The sequence below is a fragment of the Ligilactobacillus sp. LYQ135 genome (genome assembly GCF_053711055.1).
The window spans coordinates 1-17,826 of record NZ_JBSJYT010000011.1 but is presented as its reverse complement, the minus strand read 5'-3'; the positions used below and the strand labels follow the sequence as shown (position 1 = coordinate 17,826).

Annotated in this window: 18 protein-coding genes; all 18 read left to right on the top strand. The window is 31.0% G+C overall.

The genetic code is table 11. The features are described from left to right. The first annotated feature begins 92 nt into the window (after positions 1-92). The 18 genes from ACWCL1_RS08110 to ACWCL1_RS08025 all read left to right on the top strand — a co-directional run bounded on the left by ACWCL1_RS08110 (position 93) and on the right by ACWCL1_RS08025 (position 17,821). The gene (locus ACWCL1_RS08110) at positions 93-470 is read left to right on the top strand and encodes a hypothetical protein (RefSeq protein ID WP_454546410.1); all 378 of its coding nucleotides are present in this window, start codon (positions 93-95) and stop codon (positions 468-470) included. Positions 471-583: 113 nt separating this feature from the next. Then, positions 584-766, top strand: a complete 183-nt coding sequence (locus ACWCL1_RS08105) for a type II toxin-antitoxin system RelB/DinJ family antitoxin (RefSeq protein WP_454546409.1) — start codon at positions 584-586, stop codon at positions 764-766. A gap of 14 nt (positions 767-780) precedes the next feature. Beyond that, entirely contained in the window at positions 781-2,850 is a 2,070-nt protein-coding gene (locus ACWCL1_RS08100) for a hypothetical protein (RefSeq protein WP_454546408.1), read from the top strand. A 13-nt stretch (positions 2,851-2,863) separates the two neighbouring features. Continuing rightward, positions 2,864-3,109, top strand: coding sequence for an LPXTG cell wall anchor domain-containing protein (locus ACWCL1_RS08095; RefSeq protein ID WP_454546407.1), 246 nt, complete (start codon positions 2,864-2,866; stop codon positions 3,107-3,109). Continuing rightward, positions 3,109-3,978: a hypothetical protein gene (locus tag ACWCL1_RS08090; RefSeq protein ID WP_454546406.1), complete on the top strand. Its 870-nt coding sequence runs from the start codon at positions 3,109-3,111 to the stop codon at positions 3,976-3,978. Before ACWCL1_RS08095 ends, ACWCL1_RS08090 begins: the two co-directional genes overlap by 1 nt. An 18-nt stretch (positions 3,979-3,996) precedes the next feature. Further along, positions 3,997-5,967, top strand: coding sequence for a hypothetical protein (locus ACWCL1_RS08085; RefSeq protein WP_454546405.1), 1,971 nt, complete (start codon positions 3,997-3,999; stop codon positions 5,965-5,967). 41 nt (positions 5,968-6,008) lie between these two features. After that, positions 6,009-7,334, top strand: a complete 1,326-nt coding sequence (locus ACWCL1_RS08080; RefSeq protein WP_454546404.1) for a glucosaminidase domain-containing protein — start codon at positions 6,009-6,011, stop codon at positions 7,332-7,334. Positions 7,335-7,348: 14 nt separating this feature from the next. Next, a complete protein-coding gene (locus ACWCL1_RS08075) occupies positions 7,349-7,972 on the top strand; it encodes a hypothetical protein (protein ID WP_454546403.1) in 624 nt (207 codons plus the stop codon). After that, a complete protein-coding gene (locus ACWCL1_RS08070; RefSeq protein WP_454546402.1) occupies positions 7,965-8,618 on the top strand; it encodes a hypothetical protein in 654 nt (217 codons plus the stop codon). Before ACWCL1_RS08075 ends, ACWCL1_RS08070 begins: the two co-directional genes overlap by 8 nt. 99 nt (positions 8,619-8,717) lie before the next feature. Continuing rightward, the gene (locus tag ACWCL1_RS08065) at positions 8,718-12,068 is read left to right on the top strand and encodes an LPXTG cell wall anchor domain-containing protein (RefSeq protein ID WP_454546401.1); all 3,351 of its coding nucleotides are present in this window, start codon (positions 8,718-8,720) and stop codon (positions 12,066-12,068) included. Between the two features lie 107 nt (positions 12,069-12,175). Further along, on the top strand, positions 12,176-12,844 hold the full coding sequence (locus ACWCL1_RS08060) for a hypothetical protein (RefSeq protein ID WP_454546400.1): 669 nt from the start codon (positions 12,176-12,178) through the stop codon (positions 12,842-12,844). A gap of 53 nt (positions 12,845-12,897) precedes the next feature. After that, positions 12,898-13,401, top strand: a complete 504-nt coding sequence (locus ACWCL1_RS08055; RefSeq protein ID WP_454546399.1) for a hypothetical protein — start codon at positions 12,898-12,900, stop codon at positions 13,399-13,401. Positions 13,402-13,424: 23 nt separating this feature from the next. After that, a complete protein-coding gene (locus ACWCL1_RS08050; RefSeq protein WP_454546398.1) occupies positions 13,425-14,075 on the top strand; it encodes a hypothetical protein in 651 nt (216 codons plus the stop codon). A 10-nt stretch (positions 14,076-14,085) separates the two neighbouring features. Then, the gene (locus ACWCL1_RS08045; RefSeq protein WP_454546397.1) at positions 14,086-14,625 is read left to right on the top strand and encodes a hypothetical protein; all 540 of its coding nucleotides are present in this window, start codon (positions 14,086-14,088) and stop codon (positions 14,623-14,625) included. Between the two features lie 30 nt (positions 14,626-14,655). Beyond that, the gene (locus tag ACWCL1_RS08040; protein ID WP_454546396.1) at positions 14,656-15,228 is read left to right on the top strand and encodes a hypothetical protein; all 573 of its coding nucleotides are present in this window, start codon (positions 14,656-14,658) and stop codon (positions 15,226-15,228) included. Between the two features lie 11 nt (positions 15,229-15,239). Further along, positions 15,240-15,926 (top strand): hypothetical protein, encoded by a 687-nt coding sequence (locus tag ACWCL1_RS08035; protein WP_454546395.1) that lies wholly within the window; start codon positions 15,240-15,242, stop codon positions 15,924-15,926. Between the two features lie 42 nt (positions 15,927-15,968). Then, complete coding sequence (locus ACWCL1_RS08030; RefSeq protein WP_454546394.1) at positions 15,969-17,087, top strand: ImmA/IrrE family metallo-endopeptidase; 1,119 nt, start codon at positions 15,969-15,971, stop codon at positions 17,085-17,087. A gap of 80 nt (positions 17,088-17,167) precedes the next feature. Further along, complete coding sequence (locus tag ACWCL1_RS08025) at positions 17,168-17,821, top strand: hypothetical protein (protein ID WP_454546393.1); 654 nt, start codon at positions 17,168-17,170, stop codon at positions 17,819-17,821. Positions 17,822-17,826: the final 5 nt, after the last annotated feature.

The window sequence follows — 17,826 nt, the reverse complement described above, 5'->3', positions numbered from 1 at the left end:
TTCAAAAGAACTAGCAATGCTAGTTCTTTTTTATAAAAGCTAAAAATGATAATGTTTTGCAATAACTTTAGCATTTTTATGGTATAATCTAAATGTATATTTTATTATTTATTTTGAAAGGAGATCTGATAGAATTGAATGTTCTAAGCGGATTAAGTGCTAGTGTATTTAAACTAGCGATTAAATATCCCTGGTTAGGGGCAATGTTAGGCGTTGGTGAGGGTGCTATTAACTGGGGAAACACTATTATCGGTGGTGTGAGAAATGTTTTAATGGTACTTGGTGGCGGAGTCCTAATTATCTTTGGTGGAAAAGGCTTTATAAAAGCATGGATACCAGATAATAAAGATATAAAAGGTATTATTATTTCAATCGTTACGATCATCGTAGGGTTTGCCTGCGCTATAGGTGGCGGTGCTGGTCTTGCTCATCTCGCACAAGTGGTCGGTTCAGATTGGAACATCTTCTAAATTTAATAACTAATATCTAAGAAAAGACGGATTTATTCCGTCTTTTTTGTAATTGTTATATGATAACAAACGTGTTATAATGTAACACGTTAGTTAAAGTGAGGTGAGGTTAATTGGTCAAAAGAAACCAATGTCGAACAGAATCAGTGGTCGGCAGAGTAGATAAAAAAACGAAAAAACAAGGAGAAATTGTTTTGAGAAAGTTAGGATTAACATCCTCAGAATATATCTACATGTGTTACAGATATTTAGTTAATCAAAAAGGACTACCATTTAATAATCAAAAAATAGATTGAAAGAAGGATAAATCATGGAAAATGAATTTGAATTTGCTGTGACAGTGCACAAACCTGGTGATAAAGTTATCAATGCTTTGAAGGGTATTAATTTAAAAGAAGATGAAGATGGTTCAATAACATTTGCATATAACAAAAAAGATATTGAAAAATATGAGGAAGCTGAAGATTTAGTTGATGATCCTAGTACCCTTGAAACTCGTTTAACTTTAGGCGTGATTAATTTAAGTGATGACACTGTTTATCCAAGCGAATTAATGACTAAACGCCTCGCAGAATTAGCTGATCAAACTGAAGATGATATTACACTTGACAACCTATCTTCAATTGATCCAGATGAATTTAAAGATCTTTTTAATCAAGAAGTGAAACGAATCAAAGAAACATATTATTTTGTTACAAATAATGATGAAAAAGATACTAATAAATCATCGAGTTCAGAATCTTCTTCAGATAAGAATCCAGTGGATAAAGAAGATGAAAACGAAAGCGCGTCTGAAATTACTGAAGTTAAAAAAGAACAACCATCAGCAGTATCTATCAATCAATCTGAAAAATCAATGATCCCTCAAGATGATCGAGTAGAAGGTATGATTGATCAGATTGAAGAAGATCCGTTATTAGCGTTGGCGATCGAACGTTTTAAGAACGAATGTAAGGTTGACCTACCTAAGTTTGATGAATTCACTCATAAGCAGTTGCAATCAGAAATTATCAATAGTGAAGCTGAAGTTAATATAGCTCAAAATGATGCAGTGTATGCAATTTATAAAAAATTAAAAGATCAACAACCTATTTTTGAGCGTGCTTTTGATGAAAAATATCATGAAAATGAGGTAAAACATCAAGAGACTATTGATACACTACAACAAAATGAAACTATTGAAATTAAACGTGTAACTGAAAAGATGACTAATGAGTATGAGGTTGCAAAAGATGACTATGTAAAAGGTCAAAAGGCAACCTTAGAAGCTCATTATGATAAAGAGCATAAAGCAGATTTAGATGCTAACTTAGAGCATGCTAAAAATCAAATTCATCAAAAAACAATGAGACAAATTGATGAAGAAAATCAAAGATATGAATCAGCTCGAGAAGAAGCAGAAGATAAATTCTTGGATGTACAAATGCATAAAGTAAATATTCAAGACATTATTGAACACTTTGATAAAGAAAATCAACGTCAAATTAGTATTATTAAAGAAGCAGCTTCTAAATTTGCAGATCAAGTAGCAGTTGTTACTAAAGGTGCAATGGATGAACGTGATGCGTGGAAAGAAAAGTGTCAACAAGCCGAAGCAAGTAAAAAAGCAATGCAAGATACTATGAAAGAAAGTATTGCAACTGGTATTGAAAAAGGTGTTGATAAAAGAACACAAGAATTTAAGGCTAAAGAAAATGAAATGAATAAGCGTGATAGCGAAAATATTCAAGCAATGCGTGACTTAACTGTGAAATTTTCATCAAAAATGGAATCTCAAGAACATAAACACAGTGCAGAACTAAGGCGTGCACGCCAAGAAGCAGAGAAAGACAAGCAAAAGGCAGTAGCACAAAATGATGATGAATGGCGAAAGAAATATGATAATTTAGAACAATCAAAAGAAAAAGATTATCAGAAATATCAAAAAGATATTCAACAAATTCAATCAAAGAATACAGATTTAGAAAAACGAAATGCGGAATTGGAAGAACAAAATGCAGATTTAAGATTATTAAAAGGTCAAACTGCCGTTCAATCACCAGTAGTGCAACCAGCAGAAAATATTTCAGAAAACAAGCGCTCTGAAAGAAAACACAGTGGATCTAAATGGACGATTGCAGGATTATCAATCGTTTGTGCAGTTTTAGGGATGAATGTAGTATACAATGCTGGGCAAAATAGTCAAGCGAAAAAAGTGGATAGTCAAGAAGCCACAGTTTCATCAGCTGTTAGTTCTTCTCAAGCATATAAAAAAGGAGACCAACGTATTTATCAAGATCCTAAAAATGATAAATCTTACGTTGTCACAATGGATTCACCATCAAGTGGACATTATGTTGATGATAAGGGCGTAAAACATACTCTCACATACCAAAATTAAAGAGGTGATATATATGAGTAAAGAAAATATTATTGTTGACACACCAGATACAAATACTAGTAGTCAATCAAATACGCAGCGAAAAACTAAAGAAAAGCAACATTCGCAGAAAGAAGCAACTTATCATGCTAGTGAACAAACTTTGCCACAAACAGGCGTTAATAATCATGCAGCGTCATTAGGGATGTTCACTATTAGTGGATTAATATTAATGGGATTATTAATTGGAAAAAAACTCATTAAAGGTGATGAGGATTAATGGCAAATCGTAAAAAATCTGATTTTTGTGCAGGTAATAAGCTTTCGTTACGTTCCACTGCAATGAAGCAAATTAAGCGAATTAATTCAATTTCTAAAACTTTAGGTGGTCTAGGCGATTTACTGACATCAACGTTTGAAAGTATTATTTTATCAATTGTAGTGTTAGCGGTACTGATCATTGCAGGATTTTATAGTATTTTTGGCTCAACTCATTTTGGAAATGTAAAATCTAATATTTTTCCTTTTATACTGCTATGTATTGCGGCTGTGATTATAGCGCTTAATGTTTTAATGATTAATCCATCACAAGGTTCACAAGCCATTGTTAGTTTTAAGTATTGGGCAAAAGAAATTAGCGGAGAAAAGCATATTCAAGAGCTTCAAAAAATTAGTCCTTATCGCTTCTATAAACATTCTTTAGATAAATCTATTTTAGAATCTAGATATAAAAAGCATCGGCATTATATTGCTATCTTTCGTGTTCAAGGTTCAGTCTCACGTACTAGTTTTGACGAAGATTTAATTGCATTGCGTAATTTAAATGAAAGTGCTTTAGAATCAATGGATAGGAATACTACGCGGACTACTATTAATCTAATTGAAACCCCAAAGATTCAACCTAAAAAAGTAGCTGATAATGCTACTCCTAGTATGATTACCAGGAACAATAGATTGAATCAGATTATAGATCAATTAGGGGATGTACAAACCTTAGAAAGTTATATCATTTTAGATAGTCGAAATGTACATCAACTAAAAAAAGAAATTAATAATCATTTAAGCTACTTCAGTCAAGGGTTAGTGGTTACTGCTAAATTACTTAAAGGTAACGAATTAAAGCAAACTATAAATAAACTTTTTGGATAATGGAAAGGAGGAAGGATCTTGTTTAAAAAAAGAAAAAATAAAGACGAAAAAATAAAATTGACACGTGAACAGAAAAAACAATTAAAGCAACGAAAAAAACGCTTGGATAAAAAACGCAATAATTTTAAAGGACAAGAAGGTTTTTTATCTAAATATGGCTATGTAGAATATGAAGGTTATATTCATGTTTTAGATAAAGAAAAACGAGCAACAGAAGTTGAACGAAATAAAGATGGATACTATTTAGCAGCTTATGATGTATTGATTCAGTATGGGACACATAATCCAGCGAAGATTGGATGGCTAACAGAACTCATTCCTTCAATTCCAATTGAAGATGGAAATGTTTTCTTTGCATTAAGGGAAAAGAAAATGAGTAAAAATACAGAGAATGACGTTTTAGGAAAACAGTTGCATTCAAAAATTGTTACTATGGAGAATAGCAAAGATGAAAAAGATGAACGATTAAATAGTAAACGAGATATGCAAATTCTAGATGCTCATCTAGCAAGACAATTAGCAGGTATGGAAAAATCTATAATTGATTCTGATTTAACGTTATTTGTAAAAAGTCCAACTGTCGAAAAACTGAAATTAACGATGCAAAAACTTAATCAAAACTATCTTGATAATAGTATCAAAGGGATAATGTTGGTGCGTAAAACAGGCCAACAACTCGCAACACTTGTTGATTTATTCCATGATACTTCATCCGATGCTTGGCATAACTCAGATATGTCAACAGTGGATGCTGGACGCCTATTTTTACCGAGTTCAGGTTTTTCTGATAAATATGGTGTTAATGTTGGCGAGGATGTTTACTCATATCTAGCTGGAACACCTTCCATTATTGATTTTAGTGGAATTCGTAATGCTATTATTCATACAGGACATATTACAGGAATAGCTTCTTGTGATGGCATGGAAGGGAGCGTTTTGCTTCCTAATGGAACATACGGGTCGGCAATTGCTCATGTAATAGCTGAAAGTAATTATTTATATCACGGAACACGTACGCACTATATTAATTTAGTAGACTTTGCCTACTATTTTCCTGATAGTCAAATTTTTGATATGAGCAGACATTCTATTAATGCTTTAGAAACATATGGATCTAAAGAAACGGTGGCAGAAGATGCTAATAATAATTTTAATAAAGTGACTGAAATAGTCATGATGTTGTTAGAAGATGAAAAAACAGATCCAGCTATTAAAGCTTTATTCCGTGAACGTTTAGTAGATTGGATAATTAATCGTGCGAATGGAAATGGAATGTATACCACTGATCCATATAATGATCCAACTAAAGCATGGCAAATTTTGGCTAATAGCAATCATGAAAATTATCCTACTCTTCAAGATTTTATAACTGAACTACAAAGTTTAGTCCAAGAATCCGAACAGCAAGGAGAACGTGCGCGTGAAAAGGCACAGATGGTATTAAATGCAGTCAAAACAGCTTCTCGCATGCATCCGTCACTTTTTAGTGAGGCAACTGATATTCCTGATAAGTTAGACGCTACTGATCGAAATATCTATTATGATTTATCTCATATTTCAGATAACCCCACTATTAAAGGAGCAACCTTTTTAAATGTAATTGCATATGTGGTTAATCGTGCTCAAATGGGAGATATGATTGTGGTTAATGGCTTAGATCAAATTAATATCAATCCTAAAGTTTTAACTAAATATCGCGATAAAATGGATCTCAAAGGGATTGGATTAATTGCTACTTTTGAAGATAGTAATAACGAACAAATGAATTTTAGAACCTTAGAGGGTTTTGTAAAACCATTGTCAGTTCAAGATATGGTAATTTTAGGAGGATTAGATGAACAAGTTTTGCCACGAATTAAAGAATCATGGCATAGAGAGCTTCCAGAACGAGTTCAAAAAGAATTGTTAAAAAATGAAGATAATAATTTTTATTTTTATCGGAAAAGTGACTATCAAAATGCGATTATAGACATGCATTTAATTTTATAGTAAATATATTATGATAACAAATGTATTAGAGGTGATTTTGGTTGAAAAGAAAGCACAATAAAATTTTGATAGTAACTGCAATTACTATATTAACAACTGTTACACCTACATCATTACTTCGTGCTTCCCCTTTAGAAAAGGGGTATAAAACGGTTTGTATTCCTGATGATAGTTCAGATGATGAAACAGCTAGTGATAGCGATAGTTCTGGTTCAGTAACCAAATCTAATGGTAAATTTAAGCCTACTGATTTTAAAATTCCAGATTTAGGTGATGACAAAATTCAAGAAGGTGTTCCTGCTTATGATCTGTGTAAGAAAATTGCTAAAGCAGTAGGTGATGCAACAGGCATTGATCCCAAAATAATTTTTGCTCAAATGGGGCATGAAACATCTTGGGGAAGTGCACCAGGAGCTAAAGCGGCTCGTGATGGAGAGCATAATTTGACAGGGATTGGATATGTTTCTGGTACTCCTGGAGTTCAACAAGGCTCAGGACATGGAGAAGGTGATGGCTCATATGGATCGTATGACAGCTGGCAACATTATGCAATGGCCTATGCATCTATTTTGGCCAATATGTTAAATGGTCATGATGATGCCAAAAAAGACCCTAAAGCCTTTGTTCATGTATTAAAGGAAAAGGGATATTACACTGACAGCGAATCAAATTATTTAGCTGGATTTATGTCATGCATGAGTAAATGGGATTCAAGTGGCGGATCTAATCAAGCACTAGACCTTGCTAATGAAGGCAATGCTTCAGACAATAATAATACTTCCAGTTCATCTAATAACAGTTTTGAACCTCCTTATTGCTCATCTAACAGTAATCAATCTTCTAATAATGTGAGTGAAGCTAGTGGTTCAATTGTAGACAACGCCAGAAAAATGAATGGCTGGTTTCATTATTCCCAAACTAATAGATATAACTTTATGAAAGATGGTAAAAACTATAAAGATTTAAAATCTATTGATCAACTTAATAAGGATGGGAACACTGACTGTTCAGGTTTTGTATGGATAGTATTAAAAGTTAGTGGTTATAAAGTCCCTGATACTCCGTGGACAACTCCTTTACAAGAATCAGATGCAACAGGAGCTCATCAATATTTAAAAAAGATTGATCCTAAAGATGCAAAAGCAGGAGATGTTATTATCGTCAACGTAGGTGGCGGTAGCGGTAGTATGGGACATACTGCTATTTTGACTGAAAATTGGCATGGATATGATACAAAATGTATTAATGAAGGTGGCGATGATGAAACTGTTTTTCATCATGACGGTGTTTGTGAAGATACTATCCAACGACAATTTGGTTCATTAGTTGATAATGGGCGTGTGACTATTGCTCGCCCTATTAAATAGAAAGAGGAAAAAACATGAAGAAAATTCTAATTGGAGGATTACTTATTTTAAATTTATTGGTGGGCTTTCAAGTCTTTAAAGAATTAAAGAAACTTCCTGATACAACTCAAATACGGACTGAGTACCAAACAACAGCTAAGCAAGTTAGTAATCTAAAAAGTAATAAGAAAAAAATAAATACGCAAACAGTAGAAAAAAAGATTGCCGACCAAAATATTAATTTAAATAATATAGAAAATCAGACTAAGCAAAATATTAGCGATGCATTAGATAAGGCTTATAATCAAACGCATAATAAGCAAGATTTTACAGACTTAAAAAACAAATTGCCTAAATTAGTAGGTCAAAGTTTAGCTGATAATATTATTGCGCAAAGCACCCCAACAGTTACTTCTAAAGGTGAGCAGTACCCTAATTCAAAAATGAATAGTTATACTATTAATTTTGGTAAATATGATTTATTATCACAAACCATCCCAGTAGAAATAAATGTTGAATTTACAACTTTTGATAATAAAAGTGCATATGGTTTCTATACAGCGGTTTTAAATGCAAAAACTGGAAAAATCACTAATGCTAATTACATAGCGATGACTTCAGTTGAAGATTTAAATAAAGGAGCTCTCGATAATGGATAAGAAAAAAGAAAATATAGAGTTAGTTGTTTTAGGAGTGCTTTTGGTAATTTTGATCGTCACATGGTTAGGAGTAAGAATTTATAATGTGCAAGCTACCAATCAATTAAATACTATGCAAGATAAATTATCTGTTGAACAAGAAAAATATAATAATAAGCTAAAAAATGCTGAGAAGCAATATATTGTTAATTATGCAAATGATGATAATCATAAAGATCCTAATATATTAAGCATTAGTGATCAAATCAATAACTATAACACTTTAAATCAAGCTAATAACTCATTTTTTAAAGTTTATTTTAAATATGATAGTCAAAAAGAATATACACAACGCAAAGATAAATTATCTTATATGCTTACAGATAATGTAAAAAATGATACTAAAATATTTGATTCAGGCAAGACAAGTGGATTTAATACAGTTGATATATTAAATCAAGAGGTTACTTTTAGTAATGTTAATACGTATCTTACATCTGTAAATAACAATTCTATTCAAGGAGTTGCTAATGTTACATTTAAGGTAAATGGTAAAGATTGTTTGCGTGTTTATCAGGTAACCTATGATAAAACTATTCAGAAATTTACAGAAATAAAATTACTTCAAGTTTCAGGCCAAAACACAAATTTAAGTAATTATGATTAAAAAATATTGAAATAAAAACATTTGTAATCAAAAAACATTTACATATTTTTAGTAAATGTTATATAATAACAGTTGTATTAAATATCTAGGAGGATTTATATGTCTAAAGAAAATAAAGTAACTAAAATGACTATTGTTCATAAAAATGACTCTAAACAATCGGCTGTCCATTTGAACCCTTTTGCAGAAAATGGAAATAAAACAGTAGTTACAAAAAAACGAAGTAACATGTCAAAGAAATTCAAGCAATGTAAGTTTATCAAAGCTACTTCAACTGAAAAAGAACATTATAACTTGTATAAAGATGGTAAGCATTGGGTTGCTGCCAAGATTACAACTGGAGTAGCTGGAGCAGCATTATTTTCAACAATGATTTTAGGAGGAGCGGTTGGTGGAACTGCTAATGCTGATACTGTTCAATCAGCTAATGATTCGCCTACAGCTACAGTTCAATTAGCTACACAAAATTCTACAAATACTCAAGCAAATCAAACTGCTACCTCAACAACTAATAATGAAAATGCAAAAGCTACAAATACACAAAATGTAGCCCAAAATACTGAACAAGCTAAAGTTGGAACAGCTACACCAAATACACAAAATTCAACAAATGAACAAGTTAAGGCTGAAACTCCAACAACAAATAGTCAAACAGGTAGCACTGCTAATACTAGCTCAACTAATTCAGCTGCTACTAAAACAGCTGAACAAAGTTCAACAAATCAAAATGCTAAGTCTGCCGATAGTTCAAATTCAAATGGTGGGAATTCAACAGCTGCTCAATCTCAAGGGACAGATAATGGAATTAAAGTAGATGTTCCTCATCAAGATTTAACCAGCGCTGTTGACAAGGCTGAACAAGCTGGTGTGGAAGTTACTCAAGATCCAACACAACACGAAACCACTACGGCCGATAAGTCGAATGAAGTTCAAAATCAAATTAAACAAGATTATGCTGATCAAACTTCAAAAGTTGAAGATGCAACTAAAAAGCAAGAGGCTGTTAATGATGCCAAAGATACAGCCAACGATCATTCTAAGTTAGATCAAGCAGTTGAAGATGCTAAAAAGAATGGCGTTAATGTTGTAAAAGATGATGATAAAGTTATTAGTGGTTCAACAGATGATGCTGGTAAAGTAAAGGATGAAATCAATAAAGATTATCAATCTCAAATTGATGAAATCAATAAAGCTAATGAAGATTTCAAAGCAGCGCTTGATAAATATAATAAAGACATGGAGAAATACAATAATCAAGGTTTGGCCATGAATGGTGTTGATTCAAGTACCATTAAACAAAACTTGATTCTTAATAAGTCTCCAAATGCTGAAATCACTTACGAAAAATTAACAAATGATGGCAGTTTCGTTTATGATGACACTCCATATAAAGCTAATGGTACAGATTCAAAAGGTGCATTGATTGTTGTTGCCAATAACAAAAATGGTATTTCTGGAAACATTGCTAAAGTTACTTACACCAACATTAACGGATCATACAATGGTGTTAAGATCGGTAAAATTGTAGCAACATATTCTAATTTACAAAGCGGTTCAGGATTATTAACTACTGATACATCAGAAAATTCTAATGGAAATCCATTTTTAAGAATTTATACTGATCCAACAGACGGTTTTTGGTATAACAACAGTAATGGTGTAACTGTTACTTATCAATACTATGATGAAAATGGCAACTTAATCACATTAAATCCAGATGATGCTTATATGACAGTTGGTTCATTAAATAACAGTAACGGTAGCACACAAGCCAAAGAACACCAAGAAGAAGCTACTTTAGATTCTGATGGTAAAGCCATTGCCTTAAAAGGTTCATCAGTATCAGCTCATGATAAAACGTTATATTCTGACAAAAATAATGATGCTAACAAGAATGAGTGGGATACAACAGGTTCAGACAAAGCCTACTATGGATCAGGAGTATTTGCTTTAGGCGGAAATTCAGTAACAATGACATTTAGCACAAAAAATCAAGATAGTAAAAATCCTGATGTTTGGGTTCAAATGTCAACAACTATTCCACAAACACCAGAAAAGCCAAAAGCTCCAACTGTACATTATCACTACGATGTAGCTGATGTAGAAAATGCTAAGGTTAATTATCATTTAACAGATCTATCTGTTACTCCACAAAACCATAAAGACGTTGAAGCTGGAACGGTTGATGGAGATACAGATGCATCTATTAATGGTGGTACTGTAGTTGCTGGTGACAAAGTAACATTCCCTGTTACAAACTCTAAATTACCTGCTAATCGAACAGATGATATTAAATCCTATGTCATCACAGATACTTTAGATTCGGACTTTAAATATACTGGTTTTAAAGCTGTTTTAGATGGTAAGGACGTAAGTGATCAATTTATTCCTGAACTTACTCAAAATAGCGATGGCTCTTGGACTATTAAATTATCTGCTAGTCAAAGTCTTTTAGACCAGATGAACAAAGATAAGTCTAAAGAATTTGAAGTGCCAACAATTGATATTTACGGTGAAGCATTGAATGATAATGCTGAAATCGACAATAAAGTAACAACGTCAATCAATGGACATGATATTGTAAGTAATACGGTTGCAATTAAAACACCAGCAATGAATCCATCTAAAGATGTAGTTATTTCTATTGGCAACCAACACTCCATTAACAATCAAGATATTACTCTTGGTCAAGAGTATTATTACGAGTTAAATTCGCCAGAACGTCCTGCTGATTATAAAGGAACTACTACTCAATGGGGTGGGTCAGATAAATTAGATACTAGTCATGTTGAATTTACTGGTAACTGGCAAGTGTTCACTGACCATGATTTCCAACTAGCAGATGGAACAGTTGTTAAAAAGGGATCAGATATTACTAAATATTTCACTATGAATTACAATAGTGAAACTGGTGAGGTATCTATTGAAGCTAATAAAGACTTCTTGGATATTATGAATTTAGAAGTCAATAAAAAGACTGCTCAAAGTTGGTCAGCTTACATTCAATGTAAGGCTATTAAAGATGGTAAAGTAGTTAATACTTGGGTAGCAACTTACAATGGTAAAGCTCGCAAGAGTAACACAGTTGTAAATAAAATTGTAAGTCCTAAGAAAGAAACTCCTAAACAAGAGACTCCTCAAAAGGAAGCTCCTAAAGCAGTTACACAAAAAGAAACAGCTCCTCAAAAAGAAGCTCAACCTGTAACTCCTGCTCCTACAGTTGTTAAACAAGATGTGGCTACACCAGCTCCAGAAAAAGCTGTATCACCACAACCTGTTTTAGCTGTAGCTGCACCAGTTAAAGAAGCTGCGCCAGTTCGCACTGAAAAACAAACGATGCCTCAAACTGGTGAAAAAGCGAGTGATGAAGCTGCTCTTATTGGTTTAGCTATGTTAGGTGTGGTTGGAACTATGGGAATCGGTATGCGAAGAAAACGTTACGGTAAATAAAGACATTGAAAAAAGAGCCTTTTTTAAGGCTCTTTTTTGATATTGTAAAACAATTACAAGTATATTTTTGTTATAATAAAAGAGAGGTTATAGAAAGGATAAAATTTATGGAAAGACAAAAAAATGTAAGAAGAACCATCATTTTAAAAACGCCTAGTAATAATAATTATTTATCTATAGATCAAACAGTTACTTTCATTAAGGTAGATAATAAATATTTGCCTGTTAGTGAACCAGAATGGGAAGAATATCAAGCTCCTAAACTGGACAATTTAGAAGCGGATCAAACCACAATATCCGCACAAAAAGTTAATGCAGATACTAAAAATCAAACAATTATTATCGAATATCATTCAAAACAAGATCAAACTTCACAAATTAAGGATGCAACTAAAGAACAAGAAGCTGTAAATCATGCAAAAGATACCTCAAAAGACCATTCCGTGTTAGAGAGAACTAGTGAAGATGTTAAAAATAACGGTGCTCATGTTATAAAAGACGAAGATAAAGTTATTAGTGAATTAACAGATGAAGTTAATAAATTATCAGTTAAAAGTAATTTTAAAGAACAAAGAAGTTTAAAGCCACAGAAGAAAAATCATAAGGAAGAAAAAATTAAGTATAAGAGATGTATACCTTTAGATGCTAGTTTGGCTTATTTAGAAACAATACCGGAAGTTAAAGAGAAAACTAAGCAATTAAAACTAGTGGGTAATATTGAACTAGTAGATAATCAGTGGAAAGGATATTTTTATCCCGAAAAGAATATTTTGTAAATGAAAAACAATAATTTATTTAAATTTAATAATTTGAGGAAGGTGAAACTAAAATGAATCCAAATTTAAGTGAAACAATAACTTTTCCAATTGTTTTTGAAAATGGCAATCTTATTACCACGAAAGAATATTTTATTACTATGCTTTCTAAAAAAGATACAGGTGATATTGCTATGGCTTGTTATGTACTAGATAGTAATAAAGCTATTAGTGATATTAATAATTTGATAGAAAAATTTATTGATAAATATGCTAGTGAAATTTATGAGCAAGTGAAGCAAGAACATTCCCAAAATTCAAAAGAATATATCAGTTGTAAAATTCCCTCTGATGAGGATTATGCTAAATGGATTAAAAATCAGCTAGATTATGAAAAATATTTAGACGATTTTATTGAATTAAAATGGGATAATGTTGCAGAACAACTACCAGACAAGCCAGATGATATAAAAAAAGCATTAATTAATATCTATAAAAAAGATCCACAAAAAGCTTGGAAAAGTACCTGGTTATCCGATGAAGAAATCATTATTTCTGTAAAAAACATTTTGTATTAAAAATATAGAAAGAAGGTATATAAATGTTATATACGTGTAAATATGCAAAGTTTAATGATGCGATGAATGAACAAGAATTAGTAGATTATACTAAACAAATTATTAAGGATAAGATTTCTAATCAACAAATAGATGATAATCTGATTGATGAATTGGATAGAATTACTAATGTAAATTCTGCAAATGAAGCGTTAGAAAAGTATACTAATGAACATTGGCATCCAGTTTCCACTGATCAGGAAATTAAAAATATTATCCAGGAAGACTTAGAACTAGATGCTTATGAAGCGTTTGAAAATTTATTAGAAATTAATGGTTTAGTTGGAAAATTGGATGAAAATGTTATTTCTGATGCTGAAATGGTTAAATTTGCAAATGTTTATACTGAGCCTGTATTAAGCGAATATATGGCTTCAAATAATAGTAGCAGTAGCGTTGTTAATTTTGTTGACAATTACGTTCGCACAAACGCTATTGATATGGCTGAAAAAGTTTTTAGCTTTGATAAATATTGGAATAAATTAGTAGAAAATGCTGTAGATAACTTAGTATTAGTTGGTGTTGATCAAGCAACCGCTAGAAGTTATTGTACATTACAACATCGAAAAGAAGTTCAAATGGCCTCATATAGTGAATCAGAAGCTGAACAAGTTGCTGATGAAATTAGAGAATAGGAGATAAGGTATGTGTCAATTATTAACTTTGGATAAAAAACTGGAAATTATTGAAAGTTTTAATAATTATACTAGTTGGATAGATGATGAGAAGATGGGAATGAGCATTGTAAATGATATTAATTATCAGAAAGCAAGACAACATCTTATTCCAAATACCGCTGATATACTTTCTCTTTTTTGGGACAGTGAGCCTTTTGCCACCGAATCTACTACAGCATTAAATTTTTTAAGAGAAAAATATTGTATGAGAATGCAAAAAGCATTTCGTGATAATATTGTAACTAACATAAGAGAATATGATGCTTTTGTTGAAAAAGAAAAACAATATTTTATCCAAGACTGGAATGCAAAGGTGGATAATTTTGATTGGGAACAGGTACAAGATAATGCTATTAATAAGCTATTAAGTGATGTTGCTTCAAATTATCAAAATTTAGACATTAGTACATTGAGACGAACTTTGATTAAATTATATCCTGGTTGCTCTTCTTATGAAGTAACTAGTGATGAAGCTATTATTAAGTTGGAAGATATGACGGTAAGGTAAACTTAGTTAAAAGAATAGGAGTATCTACTTATGGAACGCCAATTTGTTAATTATACATCCAAAGATATTGCTGAAGAATTAATATATGATTACAACAAAGATATTGATGATGAAACCATTCGTAATTTGGTTATAAATAAAGCAAACGAATTTTATAATTATAAAATTAACGGTAACTATAACGATTCTGTAAGAGAAATTTTTAGAAATAAAATTAAAAAAACGGTTCATACAATTAAATGTGCTGGACGTGATAGTTTAGAAAAAATTATCTCTGATCCTTCTTTTGTTCAAGAGGTTGAAGCAGACAGTGAAGGCTATCCATTAATTGATAAATATTTAGAAAAGTTATTGTCTCCAAATGGAGCAATTAATAAAAAAATTCAAGAATTAATTAATAATATTGATTTTACAGATATTGTCGATGAAGTACGTGCTGCATATATTGATTATTTAAGCCAAACTAATTGGGAAGATGGTCAAATTACAAGAGAGGAAGCAAAAACAGCATTAGATACATCTTATCCAGGGATTAAAATTTTGAGTATAGATGATGGTTATGTAGATGATTTAGTGACAGAATTAACGTTTAGAAGAAGGTGAGAGAAATTTATTTGAAAACAGCTCAAAGTATATTTAATCGAATTAGGATGCAAAAAATAACTAGTGTGCATCAAGTAAAAACCTGTCCTTTAACAGATTTATCGAATTTGAAATTAAAGCTTAAAGAAGTAGATGATAACTCTGTCATTTGGCAGCATAATCGTCAATACCATATGGTAGCTATGTATATTAAAAAAGGTACAGGATATAGCTATAATCGAGATATATATGATTTATATTATAGTGGCGTAAATACTTTGGCTAAATTCAGAAAACAATGGGAAAAGACAAATCATAATCTAAGATTAGAGTATGATGGGAAAATACCTAAAACCACTAAGAGTAAATCTTCAAATGACCGTAGAAAACAAAAATCATACATTGTAGCAGAGCAAACTGCACAGACTTTAGTAGATAGAACTCACTTGATTCCAGTATCAGTTACAGGAATTGAATATCATCGTGGCTTGCTAATAGATTATGATAGAGAAGCTAATCGAGGTGGGATGAATGATTTTGAGCGACAAGTATTAAAAATTAATACAGAAAAAGATATTATTTGGACAACAAGCGTTTTCCCCTCAAAAAAGAAAAAGGGTTTAGTTTTAAGGTATATTATCTTCAATCACGATTGGAAAATAATAAAAAAGAAAGATTTTATTGATACTAAAAATATCTACAACTGGTATGTAGATTAACAACAAACATTCTTTACAAGATAAATGGAGAAGAATAGCTATATGACTAATATACAAAGATTGATTGATTTAAGAGAAATGAATGGACTTTCAAGAAAGGATTTGGCAAATAAACTATCAATTACAGAACAGAATGTTTGGCAATATGAAAATGGATTAATTGATCTTAGTTTTGTAGTTTTAAGAAAATTAACGGACTTATTTGCAGTTAATCCTGATTATTTTTTTAATATTGGTAGCATTTCACATGTAGCTGTGAAGGAAAATTTAACATATCGAACAAAAAGAAATCAGCCTACTAAGCCAGATAAATATGAATTAAGATATATTGATTTTGTGCATTACTATATTGGATATTTTGAACAGTTTTTAGCTATTAAAAATCGTGATTTAATGTCTATTCAAAAAAATGTTCATCGAAAATATAATATGCTTATGACATATGAGGAACACATGAAAATTATAGATGATTTAGCGTCTGATGTTAGAGAAAGTTTAAGCATAAAAGATAACAAGGAAATAATGTATATCCTTGAACAATATGGTATTTATATTTTAGAAAGGAAATTACCAAATAAGCAAGATGCTTACAGTATTTGGGTAAAAGATACTCCCTACATTGTTTTAAATAATAGTGGGCAATCAGAAACAAGGCGTACTTATAGCTTAGCACATGAATTAGGTCATTTATTGATGCATCGCAGTATAGACATTTCAGAATTAACATTAACTGAATATAATAATTTAGAACGAGAAGCAGATGAATTTGCTATTTGTTTTTTATTGCGAAAAGGAGAAATAGATAAAGCATTTGTGGCAATTAATAATCCTAGCGATCCTAAGGAATATTTGTTTTTAGAGAAGCAATATCATTTGCCTGTTTCAACAATAGAAAATCGTTGCTATAGATTAGGTTTATTAAACCATTATCAACATATTACCTTTTGCAAGTCACTTAATGATTTAATAAATTTTAGCAATAAAAATTTAAATGGCAATTCAACATTAACTATACCAGCGAAAATATTATATCTTGTTAATTTCGTGTTAAAAAATTGTATTTCTTTAGATAAAGTCTTAGCAGCGAATGGAATTAAAGTTGAATTTTTGAATAAATTATTTGGCTTTAGGAAACCATTTTTAATTAATAAATATAAGTAAGAGGATGAAAAATTTGGAAATAATGGGAATATTAGAACAAATTAGCTTATTAACCATTTTTTGAGGGGGAAGTGCTAAAAATGTTTATGATTTCTAATAAAAAATTTAAATTTGGATATTTTGTGTCAGCGATTTTTCCGATAAATATAATATTAATGATTTCGATTGTATTTAACTTTCCATGGAGTAAATTAAATTTATTAAAAAGTGATTGGTGCATTTTAAAATTGCTTGTTATAGTGGATATTACATTAGTATTAATATTATTAGTATTTACTATTTTGGGAATAGCATTCGGTATATATATCAAAAATATACTTAACAATATACCTAAATCCAAAGAATCAATGAATATTTATAAAGTTAAATTTTTTAAAAGTTATAATTCCGGATATGACGATTTTATTTTAAGTAGTATTTTGCCCATCCTCTCAACTTTTACATTGAATGATAAAACACTTTATTCATTAATAATGATTATTTTATTTGAAATTTTGATATATTTTTTCTTTTTAAAATCATCAGATTTTTTTCCAAATATTTTATTAGCTTTATTGGGATATTCAGTGGTAAAAGGAGAGGTAGTAGAGAAAAAAATATCAGGTTATAGTGATGTAGAAACGGAACAACCTGGCAATAAAGTATACATTTTTGTAAAAAATAAATATGTTTCAAATGTTTTATATCAATCAGCGGATGCTATACATTTTGAAAGTGGACTATATTTGTATTAGAAGGG

What these genes read in the sequence shown, in the direction of transcription:
- ACWCL1_RS08110 (WP_454546410.1), top strand. Translation starts at nt 93, where the DNA reads ATGTATATTTTATTATTTATTTTGAAAGGAGATCTGATAGAATTGAAT.
- ACWCL1_RS08100 (WP_454546408.1), top strand. Translation starts at nt 781, where the DNA reads ATGGAAAATGAATTTGAATTTGCTGTGACAGTGCACAAACCTGGTGAT.
- ACWCL1_RS08095 (WP_454546407.1), top strand. Translation starts at nt 2,864, where the DNA reads ATGAGTAAAGAAAATATTATTGTTGACACACCAGATACAAATACTAGT.
- ACWCL1_RS08090 (WP_454546406.1), top strand. Translation starts at nt 3,109, where the DNA reads ATGGCAAATCGTAAAAAATCTGATTTTTGTGCAGGTAATAAGCTTTCG.
- ACWCL1_RS08075 (WP_454546403.1), top strand. Translation starts at nt 7,349, where the DNA reads ATGAAGAAAATTCTAATTGGAGGATTACTTATTTTAAATTTATTGGTG.
- ACWCL1_RS08070 (WP_454546402.1), top strand. Translation starts at nt 7,965, where the DNA reads ATGGATAAGAAAAAAGAAAATATAGAGTTAGTTGTTTTAGGAGTGCTT.
- ACWCL1_RS08065 (WP_454546401.1), top strand. Translation starts at nt 8,718, where the DNA reads ATGTCTAAAGAAAATAAAGTAACTAAAATGACTATTGTTCATAAAAAT.
- ACWCL1_RS08060 (WP_454546400.1), top strand. Translation starts at nt 12,176, where the DNA reads ATGGAAAGACAAAAAAATGTAAGAAGAACCATCATTTTAAAAACGCCT.
- ACWCL1_RS08055 (WP_454546399.1), top strand. Translation starts at nt 12,898, where the DNA reads ATGAATCCAAATTTAAGTGAAACAATAACTTTTCCAATTGTTTTTGAA.
- ACWCL1_RS08050 (WP_454546398.1), top strand. Translation starts at nt 13,425, where the DNA reads ATGTTATATACGTGTAAATATGCAAAGTTTAATGATGCGATGAATGAA.
- ACWCL1_RS08045 (WP_454546397.1), top strand. Translation starts at nt 14,086, where the DNA reads ATGTGTCAATTATTAACTTTGGATAAAAAACTGGAAATTATTGAAAGT.
- ACWCL1_RS08040 (WP_454546396.1), top strand. Translation starts at nt 14,656, where the DNA reads ATGGAACGCCAATTTGTTAATTATACATCCAAAGATATTGCTGAAGAA.
- ACWCL1_RS08030 (WP_454546394.1), top strand. Translation starts at nt 15,969, where the DNA reads ATGACTAATATACAAAGATTGATTGATTTAAGAGAAATGAATGGACTT.
- ACWCL1_RS08025 (WP_454546393.1), top strand. Translation starts at nt 17,168, where the DNA reads ATGTTTATGATTTCTAATAAAAAATTTAAATTTGGATATTTTGTGTCA.